This is a genomic window from Bacillus sp. AK124 (genome assembly GCF_053903085.1).
Window position 1 is genome coordinate 2,482,872 of record NZ_CP096378.1, and the last position, 22,798, is coordinate 2,505,669.

The window sequence follows — 22,798 nt, forward strand, 5'->3', positions numbered from 1 at the left end:
TCGTTCACCCCCAAAAAAATTAATCGAGCTTTCGGAGCAACGTATTCGCAAAACCTTGATCAGTGACAGCAACAACCACACGGGATTCTTTGCCGATTGAACGGCCCAAAAGCATACGATCTCCGACTTTTTTCACCGGTACATCGTAGTGCCTGCATTTGTCGGTTACTTTTTTCTCCGTGTTAGCCGATGCGTCGTCTGCAAGCAAAACAAGCTTTGCGCGCGAATGCCTGATTTCTTTCACAACCAGGTCTTCTCCGGACACGACCTTTCGAGCTCGATTCGCCAGACCCAGCAAGGAAAACCATTCTGATTCCGACATTTATCTAATTCTCCTTTTCCGCCAGTTCCAGCAGTTCATCAAAAATCTGATCATCAATCTGTGCTTGAAGCTGATTTGCTAAGCTGTTTTTCTTTTTTGCAGTTAAAATGACGTCTTTATCAAGAGTAAGGTAGGCTCCCCGGCCGTTTTTCTTGCCGGTCGGGTCTACGGAAACTTCCCCTTCTTTCGAACGGACGACGCGGATGAGCTCCTTTTTAGGCTTCATTTCCCCTGTTACGACGCATTTTCTAAGCGGGATCTTCTTTCGGCTTTTCACCAAAGGTCACCTCTTATTCATCCGATTCTGGAGTTTCGCTTTCAAAGAAAAGCTCTTCCGGCTCCTCTTCTTCAAGCTCCCTTGGATAAATTCCAAGCTCTCTTGCATCTGTTTCGCTTTTAATATCGATCTTCCAGCTTGTCAGCTTGGCTGCCAGGCGGGCGTTTTGACCTCTTTTTCCGATGGCGAGCGACAGCTGGTAGTCAGGAACGACAACCGTTGTCGCCTTATCCTCTTCATTGACGATGACGTCGAGCACTTTTGAAGGGCTCAGCGCATTGGCGACGAATTCAACCGGATCGTTTGACCAATGAACAATATCAATTTTCTCGCCTTTCAATTCATTGACGATCGCCTGAACGCGCTGACCCTTCGGTCCGACGCAGGCGCCGACGGGATCGATGTCGGGATTATCCGTGCGCACGGAAATCTTCGAGCGGTCTCCCGCTTCTCTCGCCACGGATTTGAGCTCGACCGTTCCATCGTAAATTTCCGGGACTTCGATTTCAAAGAGACGTTTTAATAAACCTGGATGAGTTCTTGAAACGTAAATCTGCGGACCCTTCGTCGTTTTTTCGACTTTTGTAATGAACACTTTGATCCGGTCATGGGGCTTGTAGACTTCATTCGGCATCTGTTCTGAAACCGGCAGAAGGGCCTCGATTTTTCCTAAAGAGACATAGATGAACTTATTGTCGATCCGCTGAACGATGCCTGTCATGATATCTTCTTCGCGATCGATGAATTCAGAATAGATGACGCCGCGCTCCGCTTCGCGGACGCGCTGAGTCACGACCTGCTTTGCCGTCTGGGCAGCGATGCGGCCGAAATCCTTCGGCGTCACTTCGATTTCCACGACATCTCCGACAATGTAGTTCGGATTGATGTTTACGGCATCTTCAATCGAGATTTCAAGGCGCGGATCATATACTTCATCCACGACATCTTTGCGGGCGAAAACGCGGATTGAACCGGTGTCGCGATTTAAATCTACCCTGACGTTCTGCGCCTGGTTGAAGTTCCGCTTATAAGCGGAAATGAGCGCAGCTTCAATTGCTTCAATAATAATGTCCTTACTGATTCCCTTTTCTTTTTCAAGAACAGTCAGGGCATCTAACAACTCACTACTCATGTTTATGGTTTCCCCCTTAAACAGTCAAAAATTAATTGAACGAAACAGCCAGCCTTGCTTTGGCTACTTTATCATATGGAATATTGATCGTTTTCCGGCGCGTTTTGATCATCACCGCGACTTCCACGTTTTCACCGTCAAATGCGGAAAGCTCGCCTTCAAACTCTTTATTGCCTTCAATAGGTTCGTACGTTTTAATATATACGTTTTTTCCGAGCGCTTTCATGAAATCGGCTTCTTTCTTTAAAGGCCTCTCAGCTCCAGGTGACGATACTTCAAGAAAATAGTTTTGCTTGATCGGATCAGCCTCGTCGAGCTTTTCACTAAGAGCTTCGCTAACCTTGGCACATTCCTCGATGTCCACGCCGTCATCTGAATCAATAAACACGCGAAGAAACCAGCTCGGACCTTCCTTGACAAATTCGATGTCAACGAGTTCAAGCTGAAGATTGTCTAGTATAGGCTGGACCATTTCGCTGACGGTATCGATCACTTTGTTACTCATACTTTTCCTCCTTGTGCAGGCTCCCATTCATCAGCTCCCTCGTAAAAACCCTGCTTCAAAAGCAGGGGATTTTAGAAAAAACGATGAACATGTCGAGACAAAATTGCCTGTTCAATACAAAAGAGCGGGTTTCCCCACTCTTCGCCTCGGCTATCGTTAGCATTTCCAATAAAACTATACCATAACCATATTTTTATTGCAAATCATGACAGCGTTTAGTCTGACGCATTTCGGAAGCGGATGATTTTTCATTCATCCGCTTCGCATGTTCTGAAATGACAGAAGCGGCAGAGCTCGGATAAACGATCCGAAAACCGTCATAATCCGGATAAAGGGTCCCGTCATCCTGAATACCGGTCAAAATCCAAAATTGGCTGCCCGCTCCGCCCTGCTTTTCTATGAGTTCAAGCCATGTTCTGTAGACGTCGTCCCTTCTGGACTTATCCTGATAGCCGTACTCTTCTAAAACGACCGGCTTGCCGATTTCTTTTCCATCGCAAATATGGTCTGTGATCCACTGATTTCCCCATTCGGCCGTTTTGCCCCAATGATCCGGATAGAGGTGATATGTGCCGTAATCAATATGCTTAAGAGCAGTCAGCCTTTTCCAATCCACACCTTCTCCGCCGCTGTAATGCCAATCAGGGTGCCCTTCTATATGATAAAATCCTTCATCTCCAACTGCTACAAGATGGTTCTGATCAATGGATTTAATAAATTCGCTCATCTCATCCGCCCATTCGACAAGTGTATTTCCGGTTCTGTCAGACTGGACCCTTGGTTCATTGGCAAGCTCCCACGCCATAATCGCGGGATCATCTTTATATTTGACGCCATTATATGTGTTGACTCGGTTCAGCATATAGGATACATAATTTTTATACGCCTCTTTAATGTCCGGATGAGTATAAAAGGCGTCATGTCCATCCGCCTGAAACCACCTGACATATTGATTCATTCCGCCGAAATCATCCCAGTTGTTCACAAAAGGGATGACTAGTTTTATCCCTGTCTGTCCCGCTTTATAGATGGCATAGTCAAGCTTTGAAAAGCCTGATTCATCATATATGCCCGGCTTTGGCTGCATGACGGTATTTTCCTGCGGCTGGCCGTCAAGAAATCCCCAGATGCGGATCACTTTCAATTTCATCGCTTTCATATCTTCGAACACATCGTCGACCATTTTTTTAGATTTATAATGGAAATAATAGTTATTCGTCCCGGCAAAATAAAAGTCTTTTCCATTTAAAATGAACGATGTTCCGGATGTCTCAACAAAAGGAGACGCGGCTAGTGCCGGCCGGGGATTGCCAAACTGAATGGCGGAAAGCGCAAGCAAAAACGGTATCAGCAGTGTCAAAAAAAACTTTTTCGTCATCGTTATTCTTCCCTGCTTTCATAAAGAAGATCCATGGACGGCGCCATTCAGAGATTAGCAGGCCGTTCAAGGCGTGACTTTCACCTTCACGACCGTCTCGACGCCTTTCGGCCACAGTTCAAATGTAAAGGTGGAATCGCTTTTCAAATACTTTAAAACCCGCTCTCTCAAATACAAATCCCCGTCTTTTTCATAAAAATCCTCGTCATAGTTCAAGTAGGGCGTCCATGACCATACTTCTTCAAGAACCGGCCTTCCTGTAGAATCGACGACTCCTTTAACCGTAGCCAGCTTCGTTCCGTTCAGTGAAGCCGGGATTTTGAGATCACCGCTGATTGCCGATTGACTGACGGTGAATTCGCTTTTTTCAAGCTTCGGGTCATCATAAAGAATGATATCCATAACCTGGCTGGCTCCTTTATGAAACGTAAAAGTGAGCTGCGCTTTTACCCCAGGCTGCCCGGACCCGTTCAGCAGCTTTGCCAAGCAGGATTCCTTAATAGAGACCGTTTTTCCGGCATTATCAACTGTATAATCACTGCCTTCCTTTAATGGTTCGGATTTCTGATAAATGCCGGTCAGCACATTGCCGGTCAGCTGAATGTCCACCGTCTGATCGCTGAGGTTTTGACCTTTTTTTATAAAAAGATCTGCCGGTTTGATGATCGCATTGGGAACGCCGCGTCCCGCCTGAATGACAATCTCTTTAACAACAGGATCGCGCCACTGTCTCTCAGTCCGGTCAAACTGGTCATTCCCGTTGTCCCACCACATCGGGACCATTTGATATTTGTGGGCAAGGCGGACAAACGTATCATGATAGAGCCGCTTTGAATGATTTTCATTGGCGCCGAGGGTACCGTATTCGCCGATGATAACCGGGTATCCTTCCCTTACAAATTTTTCATAAACCGGTTTGATATCCTCCTCCATCTCGGAGATTTCGGCTGCCGATCCCCAAGTCGTCCGGCCCCACCAGTTTGATACGTAATCCCACGGAGAATAGTAGTGATATGTGAGGACAATCCGGTCATCATCAGGCGGTTCAAATGAATGAAGCAATTCATCTTTGTTATCTTCAAGCCCCCCGACGATCACGAGCCGCTGGCTGTTGTTGCCGCCGGTCGAACGGATGATGTTCAGCATCTCGCGGTTAAGCAGATTCATTTGATATGCGTTCATTCCAGTCGGTTCATTGACGATTTCAAACAGGAGGCGTTCACTTTTGTTTTTAAAACGCTCGGCAATTTGCTTCCAGACTTTCCCCAGCTTATCTAATGTCTCCTGCTGGCTGTTTCCCATGCGGCTGATCCATAGCCAAGAATCGTGGTGAATATTTAACACGACATAAAATTCTCTTTCCAACGCCCAATCCGTCACTTCTTCCACCCGGTTCATCCAAGCGGTGTCGATCAGATACCCGGGAGCGCTGCCGATGTGGGAGTCCCATGTCACTGGAATCCGGACGCTTTTAAACCCCGCGTCGCGAATATCATCAAAAGTATGCTCGCGAACCGGCGGATTGTTCCAAGAGCCTTCTGTCGGAACAGCATCCAGCGTGTTGCCAAGGTTCCATCCGGGACTCATGTTTTCCAAAAGGTCTGCCGGGGTGATGATGCTCTGCTTTTCTTGCTTTGCTGGCCCGCTTGTTCCCGAAGCTTTCGGAACTGTGGATAAAAGAACGGTTCCCATGATCAAAACGAACAGAATGATCGACTTTAAACACAAGGCTAACCATTTTTCTCTCAAACTTTTGAACTCCTTTTTTATTAGATGATCGTGCAAAACACTGGCTAAAATCCCTCAATTTAAAAAAGGCGGCTGAACGCCGCCTTTTCCCAAACGTTCAAGCGCATATCAATCTGACATTCTCTTACAGATTGTTATGCATTTCCGATTAAACGGTCATACTCAGCGTAAGCTGTCGCCATATCGACCTGAGACCAGAAGCGGTGATACACAAAAGTCGGCAGACCGTTTTCCCATTTGCCTGTATTCGGATTCCACGAGGTCTGATATTTATTTTCCAAATAAGGCCACATCGGATCGTTTTTAATTTTCGGACGGAGGTCGGCATGACTGATATAGACGCCGTTACCGCCCTTTGCCGGATCAGACGGCACAGTGTTGGAACCAGGAATGGTGTTGCCCTGCCCGTTTTTGCCGCTCCAGCCATTCGGAAAATAGACTTCCTTCGTAAAGTAGCGGATATAATCTTCATGTTCTTCCTCTGCTGCGATACCGATTCCGTCATTTTTATTCCATGCTGCATCAAGCAGTTCTTTTGCCACGTTTTTGGCCTTGTTTCCAAGAGCGGTAAAGCCGCCGGTTTCGGCTTTTGTTCCGGCTGCAAAGAAGACAAGCGTTTTAATATAGCTGCCGAGAACACCGACATCTTGAGAAGGATTCTTCGTCGTGACATGCAGTGCCGGATTTCCGGTAAATGAATCAAATCCCTTCCACGGATCAGGCTGGCCGCTCCATTCAAGGTTTGCCGGAATCCAAAACTCGCCTGGATCGGATTGTACGGCGATCTGCGGGTTTTGGCCGCCAAGGACGCGTTCTCCCGCTTCATTTAAATAATAGCCTTCTTCATCCGTAACAGGCCGTTCGCCCACAAACACATAATCAAGCGAATACGCGATCCATTTTTCAATCACATGCTTTGCCATTTGGAAGTTTTCAGACGATTTGTCACCTTTCTCTGCGAAAATGTAATACAGTTCCGCCACCCTTTCCAGCGGCCAGACTTGCATCCCGAACCAATTGTTAGAAGGCGGATCGTGATATACAGGCGCTTCTGTGTATGCCATTCCGTAAAATGTGCTGACATTCTGCGGATATGCGCTGTAGCTGCCGTTCCAGCTATTCGTGGCGCCGCCTGCAACAGCTCCTTCTGAAGAAAGCAGCCATGTGTAAAGTTCAAGCTGCCTTTTCAGCGCCTGTTCCCAATCGCTGCGCGCCGTGGATGAATTTGGAATCAATCCGCCTTCAGCTGTTGACAGTGCATAAGAAGCGACAGGGTTTTGATAACCTTGGTGCACATGACTCGCACCGATCCGCCACGCCCAGTTGGCATACTGTCCCAATCCGCCTCCCCAAGCAGTGTACCATGCCATTAAATAATGACAGGCATTTTTTCCAGTTCCGCGGGAAGGCGAGCCGTCAGCAGCGCTTCCAATCTCTTGAAAGTATTTGTCATACATGCCGTAACGGAGAAAGTCCCCCATTTTTTTAGCTTTTTCTAAATACTTAGTATTGCTGTAGCCCCATTGCCTTGCCCAGTACATCGCCTGAACAGCGCGCGCATCGGCGTCGGTCGCATTAGTGTAGCGCCATTGCGGGGCAGGAGCCTGATTTTCTTTTGTAAACAGACTCATAAACCCTTCATTCGGTTTTCCAAACGTCTGATTATCTTGAGAGGGGTGCGGAACCGTTTCCCAAACAGACTCCTGTTCACCGCGCTGGTAAGTGTTCACATAAACGGCGGTGTGTGATGGGTTCAACAGGTTCCCGAATCCATACCAGTTATCGACATCAAGCAGCCAGTGCATTAAATACGTTTCATTGCTTCCGTATGTGGATCTAAGCTCACTGTCAAGCGGATCGTTTCCGGCCGGATATTGTCCGGTCAAAGCCGAAGGATAAAGATCTGGGTAGCGGTGTTCGGCGGCATATGTGGCAGGGCTTGAGGGGTTATAATAGTTCATCGTCGGCTGTTCTTCGTTTCCATCGCCTTCATTGACCGGGATGATATATTTCTCCATATTGTCCCAGGCGGCTTCTAGCTTTGACCAGTCCTGTGTGTATCGGCCGTACATCGCTTCAAGCCACAGCCAATAACTGTATGCTTCAGATGTTGTCATATGGCCGTAATCAGGCGCTTCGCATATGAGCGTTTCAACTGAATGATAAGGAATGCCTTCAGGGGAAAAATAGCCGTTTTGCGGATTTTTAATTTGCTCATACAATTGCATAAAGCGTGTTTTATTGTCCATGATGCGTCCTCCTTTTGAAGCTTCAAGCTTTCGTTTCATATGATGGGACTGCCGGGGATTGAATCCGGGTGTTTTTTAGTCGGGCTCATTTCCAAAAACAAGCCGGCCTTCATCATATACTGGTATATACCGGGTTTTTGCCAGCGTGTGTGACAGCCCCCGGTAAGAGTGGTCATTTTTCGGATTCCAAAAAGACGTCCCCGCCGGAGCCGCTAGGCGGAACTGAACTTCTTTCTTGTGGGCGGATTGACCCCCGGGGTATATCATAACCCCGCTGAAGCTGACTTCCGTATAGTAAATGTGTTCGCCGATGTGATATGGCTTCAGCTGGGACACCGACGCCCCTTCGTTGTATCCGGTTGAGATCTTTATATCTTCCGAAGAAAATCCGGCATTCACCGCTTCAGTCAGGTCCACGTAATAGCGGAAAGACAGCTTATCGGTTTTCTTTGCCGGCCATCCTGATCGGTTATTAAGCTGCACTCTGATTTCTGAGTAGTTGTTTCCCGAGCTGTTTATGGATGCCTCCGCAAAAAATTCATCTTCTGGTGTTTCCTTTTCGGGAAAATGAGGCAGCGGTGATTGCCCGGCACCATACAGTTGAAACATTTTGGCTGCATTGCCCGTGAAAGCCGCATTGTAATCGATCGCAACTTCGTTTGACACATAATCATTTGTTTCGTCCCGGTACGAATCATCTTTTCCCGGTCCGCCTACTAACGCGCCGTAAAGGGTATGGCGGTGGTTTTCAGGCACATTCATATGATCGGCCCATGAACCGTGTGCGGTGCGGTGATGCGGGTGCTTCGGCGGATTTGTTCCGTACCCGACGATAAAGCTGCGCTGTTGCGGATTATCCCCAAGCATATAGTTCATTTGCTGAACCGCAAAATCCCGATACCTTTTTGCTTTGCCGGCATCTTTTACCCAATCTGAATAAACAAAAGCGAGAAAAGCGGCGTTTGAAGCGTAGCGCAGCGATCCCCACTGCTCAAGCCATGCCAGCCCGCCTGGTGTATAAGTGATACGCTCTGTGCTTCCATTATGATTGTAGCCTGTCGACCAATAATCAAGATTGCGTTCGACAGATGCGGTGAATCGGGATTCGTTCGTCAGACGAGCGAGCAGCAGCTGTGCTCCGTAAGAGACGTCATCCCAGGAAAGCGTCCAGCGGTAAGGCCAGTTTGCGGGATCGCCCCAATCTGAGACCGAAGCAAGCGCTTTATCCAAATATTTTTGATCGCCGGTTGCCAAGTAGAGCCAGACAGCTCCCCATGTCAGTTCATCTTTATATCCGCTCCACGAATTATAATATTGCTGCGCGTCTGTAATGCAGTCTGAATATTTGCCGCGGTAGCGGTCGGCAAAATCGTATAATTCCTTGGCATGGGCCAATAGTTTATTTGAATAAGAAGCATCTGTCGGCTTGAAGATGATTGATGCAGAAGCTAGGGCTGCTGCTGTACCGCCGGCAAGGTCTGACCCGGGACAGGCTGCATCTATCTTATAGGCCGGCCGCTTCATAGGCATCACTTCGGCCGGGCCCCACCAGGCGTGATCTTGGGCCCCATGGCCGACTTGGCCCCAAAACTCATAACGATCTGTATGCGCTTTAATAAAATAGTCTGTCGCCCATCTGATATTGTCTAATATCGCATCAAGCTGTCCTGCCGCTTCATAGGCATCGCGGTACTCATAGACGGACCACGACAGAACGGCCGCAGAATAAGCCATTGGAAGGCCGAACTTCACGTGATCTCCGGCATCATACCATCCGCCTGTCAAATCATGGCCGACATCTTTTCCATCCTCAAGAGCAGAGTCCCCTCTCCAATTCAGACGGCTGCTTTCCGGAAGCTTTCCGGAGCGCTGCGCCTCATAGAAAAGAATTGATTTTTGCAGCAATTCCGCATAATTTTGGCTCTCTTTCGCAGATGCAATGTCCGCCTTGCCGGAAGCCGGCATGAACAACATCGCAAACGTAAGCAGTAAAACAAAGAAAAACGCTTTCATTTTCCAAAAAGCTTTCTCTTTCAACGGACTCCTTCCTCCTCATTTTGTTTTCCTTCAAAACAGCCGATGTTTACATGACACTCACCTCCTTTAGTGACGGACAAATGGTGTCTTTCGGTAAGCGGAGAAGAGACTGATTGAATTTTTGAAATTTGAAGATGTGCTGCAGATTCACGCAGGTTCAATGTTTGCCGGAGGAACGAAGAACTTTGTTTGTTTAATCAAGAAACTAACTTCTGTTCACTGAAAAAGTGAACTTCTTTATAGAATAATATCATTTTGAAAATATTAACATTAATGTATTTTTATTGTCAATCAATCTGACAAACTTTCCGCACTATACGCGCCTCTGAATCTTCGAAGAACGCGCTGGGTTAGAAAACAAAAAAGAGACTGCCGAATAAGTCGGCAGCCTTTAAAATAAAGACAGCTGGTTCTGATCTGGGAGCGACTCGAGACAGCCGTGGCGCTCCAAGTATTCCATGATCGTTTTTGACACCTTGCCTCTTTTTTGCAAATCTTCTTTGGAAAGAAATTCGCCTTCTTCCCTTGCTTTGACAATATTCAAAGCGGCGTTTGTTCCAAGCCCCGGTATTGAATTAAACGGCGGAATCAAGCTGTTTCCGTCAATGATGAATTCGGAAGCGCTCGATCTGTATAAGTCGACTTTTTGGAAAGAGAAGCCCCTTTCGCACATTTCAAGCGCCAGCTCAAGCACCGTGAGCAAACTTTTCTCTTTCGGAGAAGCGTCAAGGCCTTTAGAGTTGATGTCATCCATGACGGCTTTAATCGCTGTCGACCCTTTGATCATCGTTTCGATATCAAAGTCATCGGCCCGCACCGTAAAGTATGCTGCGTAGTAGAGCAGCGGATGATGGACTTTAAAATAAGCGATTCTGACCGCCATCAAAACATATGCCGCAGCGTGGGCTTTCGGGAACATGTATTTGATTTTTTTACACGAGTCGATATACCAGTCCGGAACATTATTATTCTTCATTTCTTCTTCCCATTCAGGTGTCAGTCCCTTACCTTTACGGACAAATTCCATAATCTTAAAGGCGAGGGATGGCTCAAGCCCCTGGTAGATTAAGTACACCATAATATCATCACGGCAGCCGATCACTTCGCTCAGTTCACAAATATTATTGTGAATCAGCTCCTGCGCGTTGCCGAGCCATACGTCCGTACCGTGTGACAGGCCGGAAATCTGAACGAGCTCGGAAAATGTCGTCGGCTTGGTGTCTTCGAGCATCTGTCTGACAAAGCGGGTTCCGAATTCAGGGATGCCAAGCGTTCCGGTTTTACAGCCGATCTGCTCTTCGGTTACCCCTAAAGATTCTGTCCCTTGGAAAATTTTCATCACTTCGGGATCATCGGTCGGAATCGTCTTCGGGTCAATCCCGCTCAGATCCTGGAGCATACGGATGACCGTCGGATCATCGTGTCCGAGAATATCCAGCTTCAGCAGGTTGTCATGGATGGAATGGAAGTCAAAGTGCGTCGTCTTCCATTCGGAATCGGTGGCATCCGCCGGAAACTGGATTGGTGAAAAGTCGTAAATATCCATGTAATCAGGCACAACGATGATTCCGCCCGGGTGCTGCCCTGTCGTCCGCTTGACGCCTGTACAGCCTTGGACAAGGCGGTCGATTTCCGCCCCGCGCATATGCAAATTGTTGTCGTTAGCATACCCTTTGACATACCCGTAAGCCGTTTTTTCGGCGACTGTGCCGATCGTTCCCGCACGGTAGACGTTATCCTCTCCGAACAGGACTTTCGTGTAGTTGTGGGCGTGCGGCTGATATTCGCCCGAGAAGTTCAAGTCGATATCAGGAACCTTGTCCCCTTTAAACCCCAGAAACGTCTCGAACGGTATGTCGTGGCCGTCTTTTCTGTAGGCCGCTCCACACTTCGGACAGTCTTTGTCAGGCAAATCAAATCCCGAACCGACCGATCCATCGTTGAAAAACTCGGAATGGCGGCAATCCGGACAGACGTAATGCGGCGGCAGCGGGTTGACCTCGGTAATTTCCGTCAATGTTGCGACAAGGGAAGAACCGACCGATCCCCTTGAACCGACAAGATAGCCGTCATCAAGGGAGCGTTTTACAAGCTTATGAGAGATCAGATAGATGACGGCGAATCCATGGCCGATAATGCTTTTCAGCTCTTTTTCGATCCGCTTTTCGACGATTTCCGGAAGGTCGTCGCCGTAAATGCTTTTTGCTTTCTCATAGCTCATGCGGCGGATTTCGTCATCTGCGCCTTCGATCTTCGGTGTGTAAAGATCGTCTTTGATCGGCTTGATTTCTTCGATTCGCTCGCTGATCAAACGGGTGTTCTTGACGACGATTTCTTTCGCTTTTTCCTCACCCAAAAATGAAAAGGCCTCAAGCATTTCATCCGTCGAACGGAAATGAACGTTCGGCAGTTCGTGCCTGTTGAGCGGATTTGCGCCGCCTTGTGAGGAAACCAGAATCTTGCGGTAAATTTTATCCTCAGGGTTCAGGTAATGAACATTCCCCGTAGCTACTACCGGAATATTCAGTTTCTCGCCGAGCTTTGTGATGTTGGCGATGATTTCTTTTAACGCTTTTTCATCCCTGACGAGTTCAAGCTGGAGCAGGTGCCGGTAGACTTCAGGCGGCATGACTTCAAGATAGTCATAAAATGAAGCGATGTCTTCGACCTCTTCCGGCGATTTCTGCATCATGCCTTCGAATACTTCGCCTTTGTCGCATGCCGAACCGATTAAAAGGCCTTCTCTGTACTTTTCAAGCTGTGACCTTGGGATCCTCGGCACCCTGTAAAAATAATGGATATGTGAAAGCGACACGAGTTTGAAAAGGTTTTTCAAACCTGTCTCATTGACTGCCAAAAGGGTCGCGTGATATGGCCTTGAACGCTGATAGGCATTGGACTGCCCCATATTTTCATTCAGCTGATCGTGGTACATGATATTTTTTTCGGCCGCGTCTTTCAGCATTTTCACAAGGAGATAGCCCGTCGCTTCGGTATCATAAATCGCCCTGTGGTGCTGGGTGAGCTCGATGTCAAACTTTTTACAAAGCGTATTCAGCCTGTGGTTTTTGAATTCCGGATAAAGAAAACGGCCCAGCTCAAGTGTGTCAATGACCGGGTTCTGCACTTTCTCCGAATTCAGCAGACGCTTGTAGGCGACATTGATGAAGCCGATGTCAAAGCTTGCATTGTGAGCGACAAGCGTGTGATCTCCGACCCATTCTTTAAAATCTCGGATGACCTCTTCGGCTTCAGGCGCATCTTTCAGCATATCATCGGTAATCCCAGTCAGCTCGATGATCGTAGCCGATAAAGGGCGATGCGGGTTTGCAAACCTTTCAAAGCGTTCGATGATCTCCCCGCCTTTTACTTTTACGGCGGCCAGCTCGATGATCGTATCATAGACGGCCGACAGCCCCGTCGTCTCGACGTCGAACACGACATATGTCTCCTCTTCAAGCAGGCGGTGCACCGGATTGTAGGCAATCGGCACGCCGTCGTCGACGAGGTTGGCTTCAAGTCCGTAGATCATTTTCACGCCATGCTTTTTGCTCGCCGCGAATGCATCAGGAAACGATTGGACAACAGCGTGATCAGTGAGCGCGATAGCCGGATGCCCCCATTTTTTCGCCTGTTCGACAAGCTTGCCGATACTTGATACGGCATCCATCTGGCTCATCGGTGAATGGAGGTGGAGCTCGACACGTTTTTCGTCCTCCGGTGCTGTATCCTCACGGGTTTTCCCTTTGATTTCATTGACATCGTTGGCGATCATCACCAAATCGCGGACGAATGTATCGTTTTGTATGCTTCCTCTCGCCTTTACCCACATCCCTTTTTTCAGGGACTTCATCAAAACAGCGTCCTCTTTTTCACGTGCGAACATTTTGACGAGAATGCTGTTTGTATAGTCGGTTATCTTAAAGATACAAAGCGTTCTGCCGCTTTTCAGCTCTCTTGTTTCAGCGTCGAATACATAGCCTTGCACCGTAATTCTCCGCTCTTCATCCATGATGCTGTCAAGCGTTCTGATCTCTTCAGAGTCTTTAATCTGGTAGCCGATCTGAAGAGGGCCTGACGGCGCTTCATCGTCTTGGGCTTCCTTATCCTGCTTTTCCATTTCGATTAAAGCCTGAAGGGCTCTCTCTTGATCTTCGGCCATTTTTTGCTCTCTGAATTTCTGAATCTCTTGATCTGACACAAAGATTTCTGTGTCGAGCTGGAGCTCAGGAAAACCGAATGTGCAGTAGCTTGACTGGATGAGCGAGCTGTATTTCTTTTTTAAAGCGGATGCTTCTGTATCTGTTTTCGTTTTAAGCAGGATTTTGTTCCCCGTAAGCTTGGGCTTTTGGTCGTTCAAAAGCGTCAAAATCGGCGGGGAAATACCATCGAGTTCCTGGATGCAGCGCGTCCAGTAATCCTGAACAAGCTGCTCGTCAATCGAAGGGTTTTCCGCCTCGATGGAACAGGTGACCTGAGCGATATGGGAAAAGGTGCGGGTCAGCTGGGTGTGAAACCGTTCGAAGATTTGATAAGGCAGGACATTTTTCAATTTAAAGTGAAAGTGCCATGTCTTCTTGTTTTTATGAACGGTCAGCTTTATGATTTGTCCGCCTTCAAGGTGACGGATCATCGTATCTTCCGTTACATTCAGCTGCTGCAGAAGAATTTGAAACTGTCTTCTGTTGACAGAAAGCTGGTCTTCCAAGACAGATTCCTCCCTAAAAGAAAATCATAATTGAAGGTACCTTGGGACGATTCCCGAGGTACCTTCCTTTACTCTAGTTTAACATCTTTAAGAGTGAGAAGATAAGCTCTTGACTTGTTTTTCGATAAAGTCCAAAAGCTCTTCAGCGGCGACTTCAAATGATTCTCCGGTTTTGCGGATCTTCACTTCGACAACGCCTTCATCAGCTCTTTTTCCGACCGTGATGCGGATCGGCAGACCGATCAAATCGGAATCTGCAAATTTAACGCCGGCCCGTTCAGCACGGTCATCAAACAATACGTCATAGCCGTTCGCTTTAAAATCTTCATACAGCTTTTCGGCAAGCTGAACCTGCGCGTCATTTTTCATGTTAAGCGCGAGGATGTGCAGGTCATACGGCGTCACTTCCAGCGGCCAGATCAAGCCTTTATCGTCATGATGCTGCTCAACGATGGCCGAAAGTGTCCGGGAAATCCCGATTCCATAGCAGCCCATCAGCATCGGCTGAGCGCGTCCGTTTTCGTCAAGGTATGTTGCGTCCATCGCTTCAGAATAGCGGGTGCCGAGTTTAAAAACTTGTCCGACTTCGATTCCTTTTGCAAAACGGATCGTTCCGTTTCCATCCGGTGAAGGGTCTCCTTCCTGGATCAAGCGGAGATCGGCGAATGTCACATTGTGCACATCCCGGCTGATATTCACGTTTTGATAATGGTAATCTGTTTTATTCGCTCCTGCTGCTGCGTTTGCCATCGCCTTCACAGCAAAGTCTGCAAAGATTTCGATTTCACGGTCGAGCCCCACCGGTCCGACAAAGCCAGGCTCAGTACCTGTTATCTCAGCAACCTCTTCGACGCTCGCGAATTCGATCGTTTCTGCTTGGAGCAGATTCTTCACCTTAATATCGTTGACTTCATGATCCCCTCTCGTCAACACGAGGACAAAACGTCCGTCTGCTTTCATGAGCATTGATTTCACGCAGTCTGACGGGGATATGCCAAGAAATGCGGCAACTTCTTCGATCGTTTTGACCGAAGGTGTGTGGACTTCCTGGAGCTCTTTCATTTCAGCCTTCTCGCCAGCACCGGCTTCCTTCACTTCAGCCATTTCGATGTTGGCAGCGTATGAAGACTGATCAGAATACGCAATTGTATCTTCACCGACATCGGACAATGCCATAAATTCATGGGTATCCTTTCCGCCCATCGCGCCTGAATCTGCAATGACCGGTCTGAAATTCAAGCCGCAGCGCGTAAACACATTCGTATACGCCTGGTACATATCATTGTACGTTTTATCAAGGCTTTCGGCGGAAGAATGGAAGGAATACGCATCCTTCATGATGAATTCCCGGCCTCTCAACAGACCGAAGCGCGGGCGCTTTTCATCGCGGAATTTCGATTGGATCTGGTAAAGGGTCAGCGGAAGGCGCTTGTACGATTTCACTTCATCTCTGACGATGCTTGTGATGACCTCTTCGTGTGTCGCGCCAAGGGCAAATTCGCGGCCGTGGCGGTCTTTCAGCCTCATGAGCTCAGGACCGTACGTGTACCATCTTCCCGATTCCTGCCAAGTTTCCGCCTGCTGGAGCGCCGGCATCAGCATTTCGACGGCATTGATTTTCTCCATTTCTTGGCGGACAATGCTCTGGATTTTATGAATGACTTTATTGGCAAGAGGCATATAGCTGTATACACCGCTTGTGTTTTGTCTGATAAACCCCGCTCTGAGAAGAAGCTGATGGCTTTTTGCTTCAGCATCAGCCGGCACTTCGCGGAGCGTAGGAATTAAAGTCCTGCTCTGTCTCATTCGTTCGCACCTCATTTGTTTCAGTTGGTTACTTTTTGAGTCGGGAACGGCGTCCCTAAAAAAGAGCCTTTTAAAAGGGCTTGGCTGCACTTAAAAAAGGCAATTGGTTTTACAGAAATAAGCGCTGGATATCGTTCCATGTGACGACAAGCATTAAGAGCATCAAAAATGCGACGCCGACAAAGACGACAAACGCTTCTTTTTCTCGGTTGATCGGCTTTCCGCGGATCGCTTCAATAAACAGGAACAACAGTCTGCCGCCGTCCAGCGCAGGGATTGGCAGAAGGTTGACGATCCCGAGGTTAATGCTTAAAAATGCGGCCAGCTTCAGCAGATTGATAACGCCTGTCTTGGCCACTTGGTCTGTCATGTCATAAATGCCGACAGGACCGGCCAGCATGTCGATTGAGAATTGTCCCGTGACGAGCTTTCCGAGATTGGTCACGATGCTCTGCGCTACTGTCGCCGTTTCGGTCGCACCGTAGGAAATTGATGTCAGGATTCCTGTTTTCACCGGGTTGTAAGCGCCGAATCTGCCGACGGTTTCGTCCCCTGCCTTGACTGCTTCAGGTGTTACGTATTTCGTCACCTTGACGTTGTCGCGCATCACAACGATTTTCAGTTCTTTTTCAGGGTGTTCCCTGACCGTGTTGACAATATCCGTCCACGATCTCATGTTCTCCCCGTTGATCGTTTGAATGCGGTCTCCTTCCTGGAGTCCCGCTTCCGCCGCCCGTCCGTTGTCTATCAACTTGCCGAGCACCGGCTCGTCAGACGGCACTCCCTGCATCAGGCCGAGCATTACGAGAATGACATAAGCCAAAATAAAGTTCATGATCGGGCCGGCCGCAATCGCCTTTATACGCTGCCAAACCGTTTTTGAATGGAATTGGCGGTTGTAAGGAGCGATCTGGACTTCTTCCCCGTCTACGATGAAAAAGGACGTTTCACTGACAGAAAAGGATGAGAGATGATCTTCATTGCCGTGCTCATAGCCCGTAATCCTCATCTGATGCTCCAGGTCAGCCTGCTCCACTTCGATGACCAATGCGTCAGGATACTTTTCTTTTTGGTTGATAATGATCTTTTCGACTTTGTTTTCGCTGTCGAACAACAGCCCGACCGTATAACCGGGCTTCACTTCAATCATCTCAGGATCTTCGCCGGCCATTCTAACAAAGCCGCCGATCGGAAGAAGCCTGATCGTATAAACGGTCTCATTTTTCTTAAACGAAAAGATTTTCGGACCGAAGCCGATTGCAAACTCCCGGCACAGTATTCCGGCTCTTTGAGCAAGGATGAGATGACCAAGCTCATGGAAAAATACGAGCGTTCCAAAAATAAGAATAAACGCGATCACAGTATTCACGAACATACCACCTTATGTGAGTAATGTTTGGACAAACTTTCTGGCGTCTTTGTCCACTTCACGGATCTCTTGAAGGCTCGGCTTTGCGATCACCTGATGGCGTTCCAAAGCTTTTTCAATAATGTCTTCAATCCCGAGAAAGGAAATCCTGCCCGAAAGAAATGCCGCAACGGCTTCCTCGTTGGCCGCGTTTAAAACAGTCGGCATTGTACCGCCTATTTTACCTGATTCATAAGCGAATTGTAAGCAGCGGAACCTTTCAAAATCAGCTTGGGCAAAATTCAGCTGTCCGACTTGCCAGAGTTCGAGTGATTTGGCTTCATCAAACGGCAGGCGTTCCGGATAGCTGAGCGCATATTGAATCGGCACTCTCATATCAGGTGTGCCAAGCTGGGCGATGACGCTTCGGTCGTGGAATTCCACCATTGAATGAATGATGCTTTCTTTGTGAAGGAGGACATCGATCCGGTCATAAGGCAGATCAAACAGCCAGTGCGCTTCAATGACCTCGAGCCCTTTATTCATCATTGTAGCCGAATCGATCGTGATTTTTGCACCCATCGACCAATTTGGATGATTGAGGGCTTCTTCCACTGTGACGCCTTCAAGTTCCTGCCTTGTTCTGTCCCTGAAGCTGCCGCCTGAAGCCGTGACGATCAGCCGTTTAATATGCTTCGGATTTTCCCCCTGGAGCGCCTGAAAAATCGCAGAATGCTCGCTGTCGACTGGCAAGAGCGGGACATCGTATGTTTGGGCGTGTTCTTTCACTATATGACCGGCTGTCACGAGAGTTTCCTTATTTGCAAGCGCGACTGTTTTTTTATGCTCCATCGCCTTTAAAGTCGGCAGAAGACCGACGCTGCCGACGAGAGCATTGACAATGACATCCGCTTCCGGACTAACGGCCGCTTCGATTAAAGATTCCTCCCCGATCCCTGTTTTAAAGGTGTAAGAAAAAGAATGCTGTTTTAATGCTTCATATGTATGCTCATCCCCTACAGATACATACTTCGGTTTAAATGTTTCAATGATTTCTGCCGCTTTTTCGGCGTTTTTTCCGAAAGACATGGCGGTCAGCTGAAACTTATCGTCATGCGCTTTGATCACATCAAGCGTCTGTTCTCCTATGGAGCCTGTCGCCCCCAATAGACATATGTTCTTCAAAATTGCCGCACCTCTGTTTCTTTCTAGCTATCAGTACCCTTTTCTATCATAGCCCGAACGGCTGAAAAAGAACAAGCAGGAAGTATAGAACCGGCATGACAAATAAAAAGCTGTCAAAGCGGTCCAGCATTCCGCCGTGTCCCGGAAGGATCCGGCCCGAGTCTTTCACTTTGTAGTGCCTTTTGAACGCAGACTCGGCCAAATCGCCGATCTGACCGACGATTGATAAAAGCACGGTAATGATCAGCACAAACAGATAAGCGTGCGGAAAACCTGTGGCAGCCTGATAAATCGCGGAAAAAACGACCGCTGTCAAAATTCCGCCCCAAAAGCCTTCAACCGTTTTGTTAGGGCTGATTTCAGGCCAGAGCTTCCGCTTTCCAAACGCCTTTCCGATAAAATAAGCGCCGGAATCCGTTGACCAGACGACGCCGATTGCAAAAAAGACATAGCTGAGTCCGATGTTTCTGATTTCAATAAAGTAATAAAACCCGAATCCGATATAAACTGCTGCCAGCGCCACGAATGCCGCTTCGTCAAAAGTAAACGAGTTTTTGCTGAGCACCGTGTATGCCAAAAGCAAAAGGACGGCCAAAAAGACGACCTCCCCTTTGGTTATGCCCAGCCCCGCGTCTTCCGCATATTGGCTTGGATACAGCAAAACCGCCAAAAGCAGCAGGCTGATGATACCCGGAGCGCTGATAAGCTTCAGGCCTTTCATTCTTAAAAGTTCAAATAGAGCGAGTATACCTATTGCATAAACTAGCAGGGTGAACGGCAGCTTGCCGAAAATCACGAGCGGCAGAAAAACCGCTGCCGCGATCACACCCGTCAATATTCTCTGTTTCATCTGCACCATCCTCTAAATTCCGCCAAACCTTCTCCCGCGACGCTGATATTCTCCGATAGCCTGAAGCAAGTGAACGTCTTTAAAATCAGGCCACAATACATCGGTAAATAAAAATTCGCTGTAGGCAAGCTGCCAAAGCATGAAGTTGCTCAGCCTGATCTCGCCGCTTGTGCGAATCAGCAAATCAGGGTCCTGCAAAGCTTCTGTCATTAAATAATCGGAAAATAGCTTTTCGTCGATTTCCTCGGTATTCAATGTGCCTTTTTTCGCTTCTTCGGCAATTCTCTTTGCGGCTCTGACGATTTCTGCACGTCCCCCGTAATTCAATGCAAAATTAAGAATAAGTCCGTCATTGTTCTCCGTATCACGGATGGCTTTTTCAACCGCGCGGATCGTGTGGGGCGGCAGTCCTTCCCTATCGCCTGTCAAGCGGACCCGGACATTTTCTTCGACCAGCTCCGGGAGATACGTTCCCAGGAACTCTTCAGGCAGCTTCATCAGAAAGTCAACCTCAAACTTAGGACGCTTCCAATTTTCCGTCGAAAAGGCATACAGCGTCAACGCTTTGACACCGAGCTCATTGGCAAGCTTTGTCGTCTGTCTGACTACCTTCATGCCTTCGTGATGACCCGCGATGCGGGGCATCGCCCGTTTCTTTGCCCAACGGCCGTTTCCGTCCATAATAATGGCGATATGTTCAGGAATTTCTCCTTTTAAAATATTTTCTTTTGTGTAACATTCCATGTTGGAAGCAGCTGAATGCTGATTCTTCCAATTTTTGAGTATATTGAGCATGAGAGTCCTCCATCACCCAAAAGGTTGCTTTCCTGTTATATCGTTCTTGATAACAACAGTATTAACAAAAAAACCCCCTGTAAACATGAGAGGGTCTTTTCACTATTATCTATTGTACAGAGTTTTTCATTAAACTTCCATGATTTCTTTCTCTTTATCTTTTGTGATCTCATCAATTTTTGACACATATTCATCTGTCAGCTTTTGTACGTCTTCCGTTGAAGAGCGCAATTCATCCTCAGTCATTTCACCATTTTTCTCTAGTTTTTTCAGATCGTCATTGGCATCGCGGCGGATGTTGCGAACCGCGACTTTAGCATCTTCCGAATATTTTTTCACGAGCTTGGCAAGCTCTTTTCTGCGCTCCTCAGTTAGAGGAGGGATCGTGATCCGGATGATGTTGCCGTCGTTTGATGGAGTTATGCCGAGGTCGGCTTTTTGAATCGCTTTTTCAATATCGCCGAGCGCTGTTTTGTCATACGGTGTGATGAGAAGCATGCGCGCTTCCGGAACCGTAATGGACGCGATCTGGTTTAAAGGCGTCTGCGCTCCGTAGTATTCAACTGTCACTTTGTCCAGCAAAGACGGATTTGCACGTCCTGCACGTACAGTCGCCAATTCGCGCTGATAAGCGCCTATCGCTTTTTCCATCCGTTCTTTTGTTTCATTCATCACTTGAGTTGACACGTTATTTCCCCCTTACGATTGTACCGATTTGTTCGCCTAAAACGGCTTTTTTAATATTTCCTTCTTCCATAATAGAAAAGACGATCAGCGGGATGTCGTTATCCATGCAAAGTGAAGAGGCGGTTGAATCCATGACGGCCAAACCGTCTTTTAACACATCGAGATAAGACAATTTTTCATATTTTACGGCTGTTTCGTCAGTTCGAGGATCGGCATTGTATACACCGTCGACATTATTTTTAGCCATTAAGATGACGTCGGCTTCGATTTCAGCCGCTCTGAGCGCTGCTGTCGTATCCGTTGAGAAGTATGGATTGCCTGTACCGGCAGCGAAGATGACGACGCGCTTCTTTTCAAGATGGCGAATCGCTTTTCTTCTTATGTATGGCTCAGCGACCTGCCGCATTTCGATGGATGTCTGAACTCTTGATTGAATGCCGAGCGTTTCAAGGCTGTCTTGCAGCGCAAGGGAATTCATGACCGTTGCAAGCATTCCCATGTAGTCCGCTGTTGCGCGGTCCATTCCGAGATCGCTGCCCGTTTTTCCGCGCCACAGGTTGCCGCCGCCGACGACGACCGCCACTTCAACATCAAGCTCGGCGATTTCTTTCACCTGTTTGGCGATGGACTGGATCACGGTCGGGTTGATGCCGTTTCCCTGTTCACCCGCAAGGGCTTCTCCGCTAAGCTTTAATACGATACGATTATACTTTGGTTTTTCCATATTAACCTCCAAGTGCATGCTTGCCGTTATTTATTATGCAAGAGAAAAAAAGGTTTGTAAACTGTTTTAAAAATAGGGACACAAATTGTGTCCCCTATTTTCTTTGAAAAGATCCTGCCATGTGTTTTAAGGCAAGCGGCTTTTCAATCTTATTTTTTCACTTGGTTCATAACTTCTTCAGCAAAGTTTTCTTGGCGTTTTTCGATACCTTCTCCAACTTCGTAGCGGACGAATGTTTCAACTGTTGCATTTTTCGCAGCAACGACCTGTTTCACTTTTTCATCCGGGTTTTTAACGAATGCTTGATCAAGCAGGCAGATTTCTTCGAAGTATTTGTTCAGGCGGCCTTCAACCATTTTTGCGACGATGTTTTCAGGCTTTCCTTCTTGAAGCGCCTGCTGAGTCAAGATTTCGCGCTCGCGGTTCGCTTCTTCTTCTGACACTTGGTCACGGGAAATGAAGCGAGGGTTTACAGCTGCAACGTGCATCGCGATGTCTCTTGCTGTTTCTTCGTCAGTTGTGCCGTTAAGGACAGTCAATACGCCGATTTTTCCGCCCATGTGCAGGTATGCGCCGAATGCAGCGTCATCGCCTTTTGTCAGGACAGTGAAGCGGCGAAGCGTGATTTTTTCTCCGATTTTAGCAACCGCGCTTGTGATGTATTCTTCTACAGTTGAACCGTTAGCCATTTTTTGAGCCATAGCAGCTTCAACGCTTTCAGGCTTTTCAGCAAGAATGTGGTCAGCAAGGTCGTTCAAAAGCTCTTTGAAGCCTTCGTTTTTCGCAACGAAGTCCGTTTCGGAGTTCACTTCAAGAATAACGCCTGTGTTGCCGTCGGTTTTGATCAAAGTCAAACCTTCAGCCGCGATGCGGTCAGCTTTTTTGGCAGCCTTTGCGATTCCTTTTTCTCTTAGAAGATCGATCGCTTTATCCATGTTGCCGTCAGTTTCAGTTAACGCTTTCTTGCAGTCCATCATGCCTGCGCCAGTTTTTTCACGAAGCTCTTTTACCATTTGTGCAGTAATTGCCATTTTTGATTTCCTCCT

Annotated in this window: 17 protein-coding genes; all 17 read right to left on the reverse strand. The window is 47.7% G+C overall.

What is annotated here, in order from left to right; translation table 11 throughout:
- Window positions 1-19 precede the first annotated feature (19 nt).
- On the reverse strand, window positions 20-322 hold the full coding sequence (locus M1E06_RS12415; protein WP_020451431.1) for a YlxQ family RNA-binding protein: 303 nt from the start codon (window positions 320-322) through the stop codon (window positions 20-22).
- 4 nt (window positions 323-326) lie between these two features.
- Window positions 327-599 (reverse strand): RNase P modulator RnpM, encoded by a 273-nt coding sequence (gene rnpM, locus M1E06_RS12420; protein WP_020451430.1) that lies wholly within the window; start codon window positions 597-599, stop codon window positions 327-329.
- A gap of 13 nt (window positions 600-612) precedes the next feature.
- On the reverse strand, window positions 613-1,731 hold the full coding sequence (gene nusA / locus M1E06_RS12425) for a transcription termination factor NusA (RefSeq protein WP_020451429.1): 1,119 nt from the start codon (window positions 1,729-1,731) through the stop codon (window positions 613-615).
- A gap of 31 nt (window positions 1,732-1,762) precedes the next feature.
- Window positions 1,763-2,236 carry a ribosome maturation factor RimP gene (rimP, locus tag M1E06_RS12430; RefSeq protein ID WP_023857195.1) on the reverse strand — a complete coding sequence of 158 codons (474 nt, stop codon included), beginning with the start codon at window positions 2,234-2,236 and terminating at the stop codon, window positions 1,763-1,765.
- A gap of 193 nt (window positions 2,237-2,429) precedes the next feature.
- Window positions 2,430-3,614 (reverse strand): glycoside hydrolase 5 family protein, encoded by a 1,185-nt coding sequence (locus tag M1E06_RS12435; protein WP_020451427.1) that lies wholly within the window; start codon window positions 3,612-3,614, stop codon window positions 2,430-2,432.
- 66 nt (window positions 3,615-3,680) lie between these two features.
- On the reverse strand, window positions 3,681-5,363 hold the full coding sequence (locus tag M1E06_RS12440; protein ID WP_020451426.1) for a cellulase family glycosylhydrolase: 1,683 nt from the start codon (window positions 5,361-5,363) through the stop codon (window positions 3,681-3,683).
- A gap of 134 nt (window positions 5,364-5,497) precedes the next feature.
- Window positions 5,498-7,612, reverse strand: coding sequence for a glycoside hydrolase family 48 protein (locus tag M1E06_RS12445; protein WP_048350311.1), 2,115 nt, complete (start codon window positions 7,610-7,612; stop codon window positions 5,498-5,500).
- Between the two features lie 75 nt (window positions 7,613-7,687).
- Window positions 7,688-9,649 carry a glycoside hydrolase family 9 protein gene (locus tag M1E06_RS12450; protein ID WP_020451424.1) on the reverse strand — a complete coding sequence of 654 codons (1,962 nt, stop codon included), beginning with the start codon at window positions 9,647-9,649 and terminating at the stop codon, window positions 7,688-7,690.
- Between the two features lie 391 nt (window positions 9,650-10,040).
- Window positions 10,041-14,357 (reverse strand): PolC-type DNA polymerase III, encoded by a 4,317-nt coding sequence (locus tag M1E06_RS12455; RefSeq protein ID WP_020451423.1) that lies wholly within the window; start codon window positions 14,355-14,357, stop codon window positions 10,041-10,043.
- An 87-nt stretch (window positions 14,358-14,444) separates the two neighbouring features.
- Window positions 14,445-16,163, reverse strand: a complete 1,719-nt coding sequence (locus tag M1E06_RS12460; protein WP_020451422.1) for a proline--tRNA ligase — start codon at window positions 16,161-16,163, stop codon at window positions 14,445-14,447.
- 109 nt (window positions 16,164-16,272) lie between these two features.
- A complete protein-coding gene (gene rseP, locus M1E06_RS12465; protein WP_095323561.1) occupies window positions 16,273-17,538 on the reverse strand; it encodes an RIP metalloprotease RseP in 1,266 nt (421 codons plus the stop codon).
- A 6-nt stretch (window positions 17,539-17,544) separates the two neighbouring features.
- A complete protein-coding gene (dxr, locus tag M1E06_RS12470; RefSeq protein WP_020451420.1) occupies window positions 17,545-18,696 on the reverse strand; it encodes a 1-deoxy-D-xylulose-5-phosphate reductoisomerase in 1,152 nt (383 codons plus the stop codon).
- A 46-nt stretch (window positions 18,697-18,742) separates the two neighbouring features.
- Complete coding sequence (locus M1E06_RS12475; RefSeq protein ID WP_020451419.1) at window positions 18,743-19,546, reverse strand: phosphatidate cytidylyltransferase; 804 nt, start codon at window positions 19,544-19,546, stop codon at window positions 18,743-18,745.
- A gap of 12 nt (window positions 19,547-19,558) precedes the next feature.
- Window positions 19,559-20,341, reverse strand: coding sequence for an isoprenyl transferase (locus tag M1E06_RS12480; RefSeq protein WP_020451418.1), 783 nt, complete (start codon window positions 20,339-20,341; stop codon window positions 19,559-19,561).
- Window positions 20,342-20,470: 129 nt separating this feature from the next.
- On the reverse strand, window positions 20,471-21,013 hold the full coding sequence (gene frr / locus M1E06_RS12485; RefSeq protein ID WP_154495759.1) for a ribosome recycling factor: 543 nt from the start codon (window positions 21,011-21,013) through the stop codon (window positions 20,471-20,473).
- A gap of 16 nt (window positions 21,014-21,029) precedes the next feature.
- A complete protein-coding gene (gene pyrH, locus M1E06_RS12490; protein WP_020451416.1) occupies window positions 21,030-21,752 on the reverse strand; it encodes a UMP kinase in 723 nt (240 codons plus the stop codon).
- 149 nt (window positions 21,753-21,901) lie between these two features.
- Entirely contained in the window at window positions 21,902-22,783 is an 882-nt protein-coding gene (gene tsf, locus M1E06_RS12495; RefSeq protein ID WP_020451415.1) for a translation elongation factor Ts, read from the reverse strand.
- Window positions 22,784-22,798: the final 15 nt, after the last annotated feature.

Bases quoted from the DNA above. Each gene is read 5' to 3' on its own strand.
- M1E06_RS12415 (WP_020451431.1), bottom strand. From the start codon at position 322: ATGTCGGAATCAGAATGGTTTTCCTTGCTGGGTCTGGCGAATCGAGCT.
- nusA (WP_020451429.1), bottom strand. From the start codon at position 1,731: ATGAGTAGTGAGTTGTTAGATGCCCTGACTGTTCTTGAAAAAGAAAAG.
- rimP (WP_023857195.1), bottom strand. From the start codon at position 2,236: ATGAGTAACAAAGTGATCGATACCGTCAGCGAAATGGTCCAGCCTATA.
- M1E06_RS12435 (WP_020451427.1), bottom strand. From the start codon at position 3,614: ATGACGAAAAAGTTTTTTTTGACACTGCTGATACCGTTTTTGCTTGCG.
- M1E06_RS12445 (WP_048350311.1), bottom strand. From the start codon at position 7,612: ATGGACAATAAAACACGCTTTATGCAATTGTATGAGCAAATTAAAAAT.
- M1E06_RS12460 (WP_020451422.1), bottom strand. From the start codon at position 16,163: ATGAGACAGAGCAGGACTTTAATTCCTACGCTCCGCGAAGTGCCGGCT.
- rseP (WP_095323561.1), bottom strand. From the start codon at position 17,538: ATGTTCGTGAATACTGTGATCGCGTTTATTCTTATTTTTGGAACGCTC.
- M1E06_RS12475 (WP_020451419.1), bottom strand. From the start codon at position 19,546: ATGAAACAGAGAATATTGACGGGTGTGATCGCGGCAGCGGTTTTTCTG.
- M1E06_RS12480 (WP_020451418.1), bottom strand. From the start codon at position 20,341: ATGCTCAATATACTCAAAAATTGGAAGAATCAGCATTCAGCTGCTTCC.
- frr (WP_154495759.1), bottom strand. From the start codon at position 21,013: ATGAATGAAACAAAAGAACGGATGGAAAAAGCGATAGGCGCTTATCAG.
- pyrH (WP_020451416.1), bottom strand. From the start codon at position 21,752: ATGGAAAAACCAAAGTATAATCGTATCGTATTAAAGCTTAGCGGAGAA.
- tsf (WP_020451415.1), bottom strand. From the start codon at position 22,783: ATGGCAATTACTGCACAAATGGTAAAAGAGCTTCGTGAAAAAACTGGC.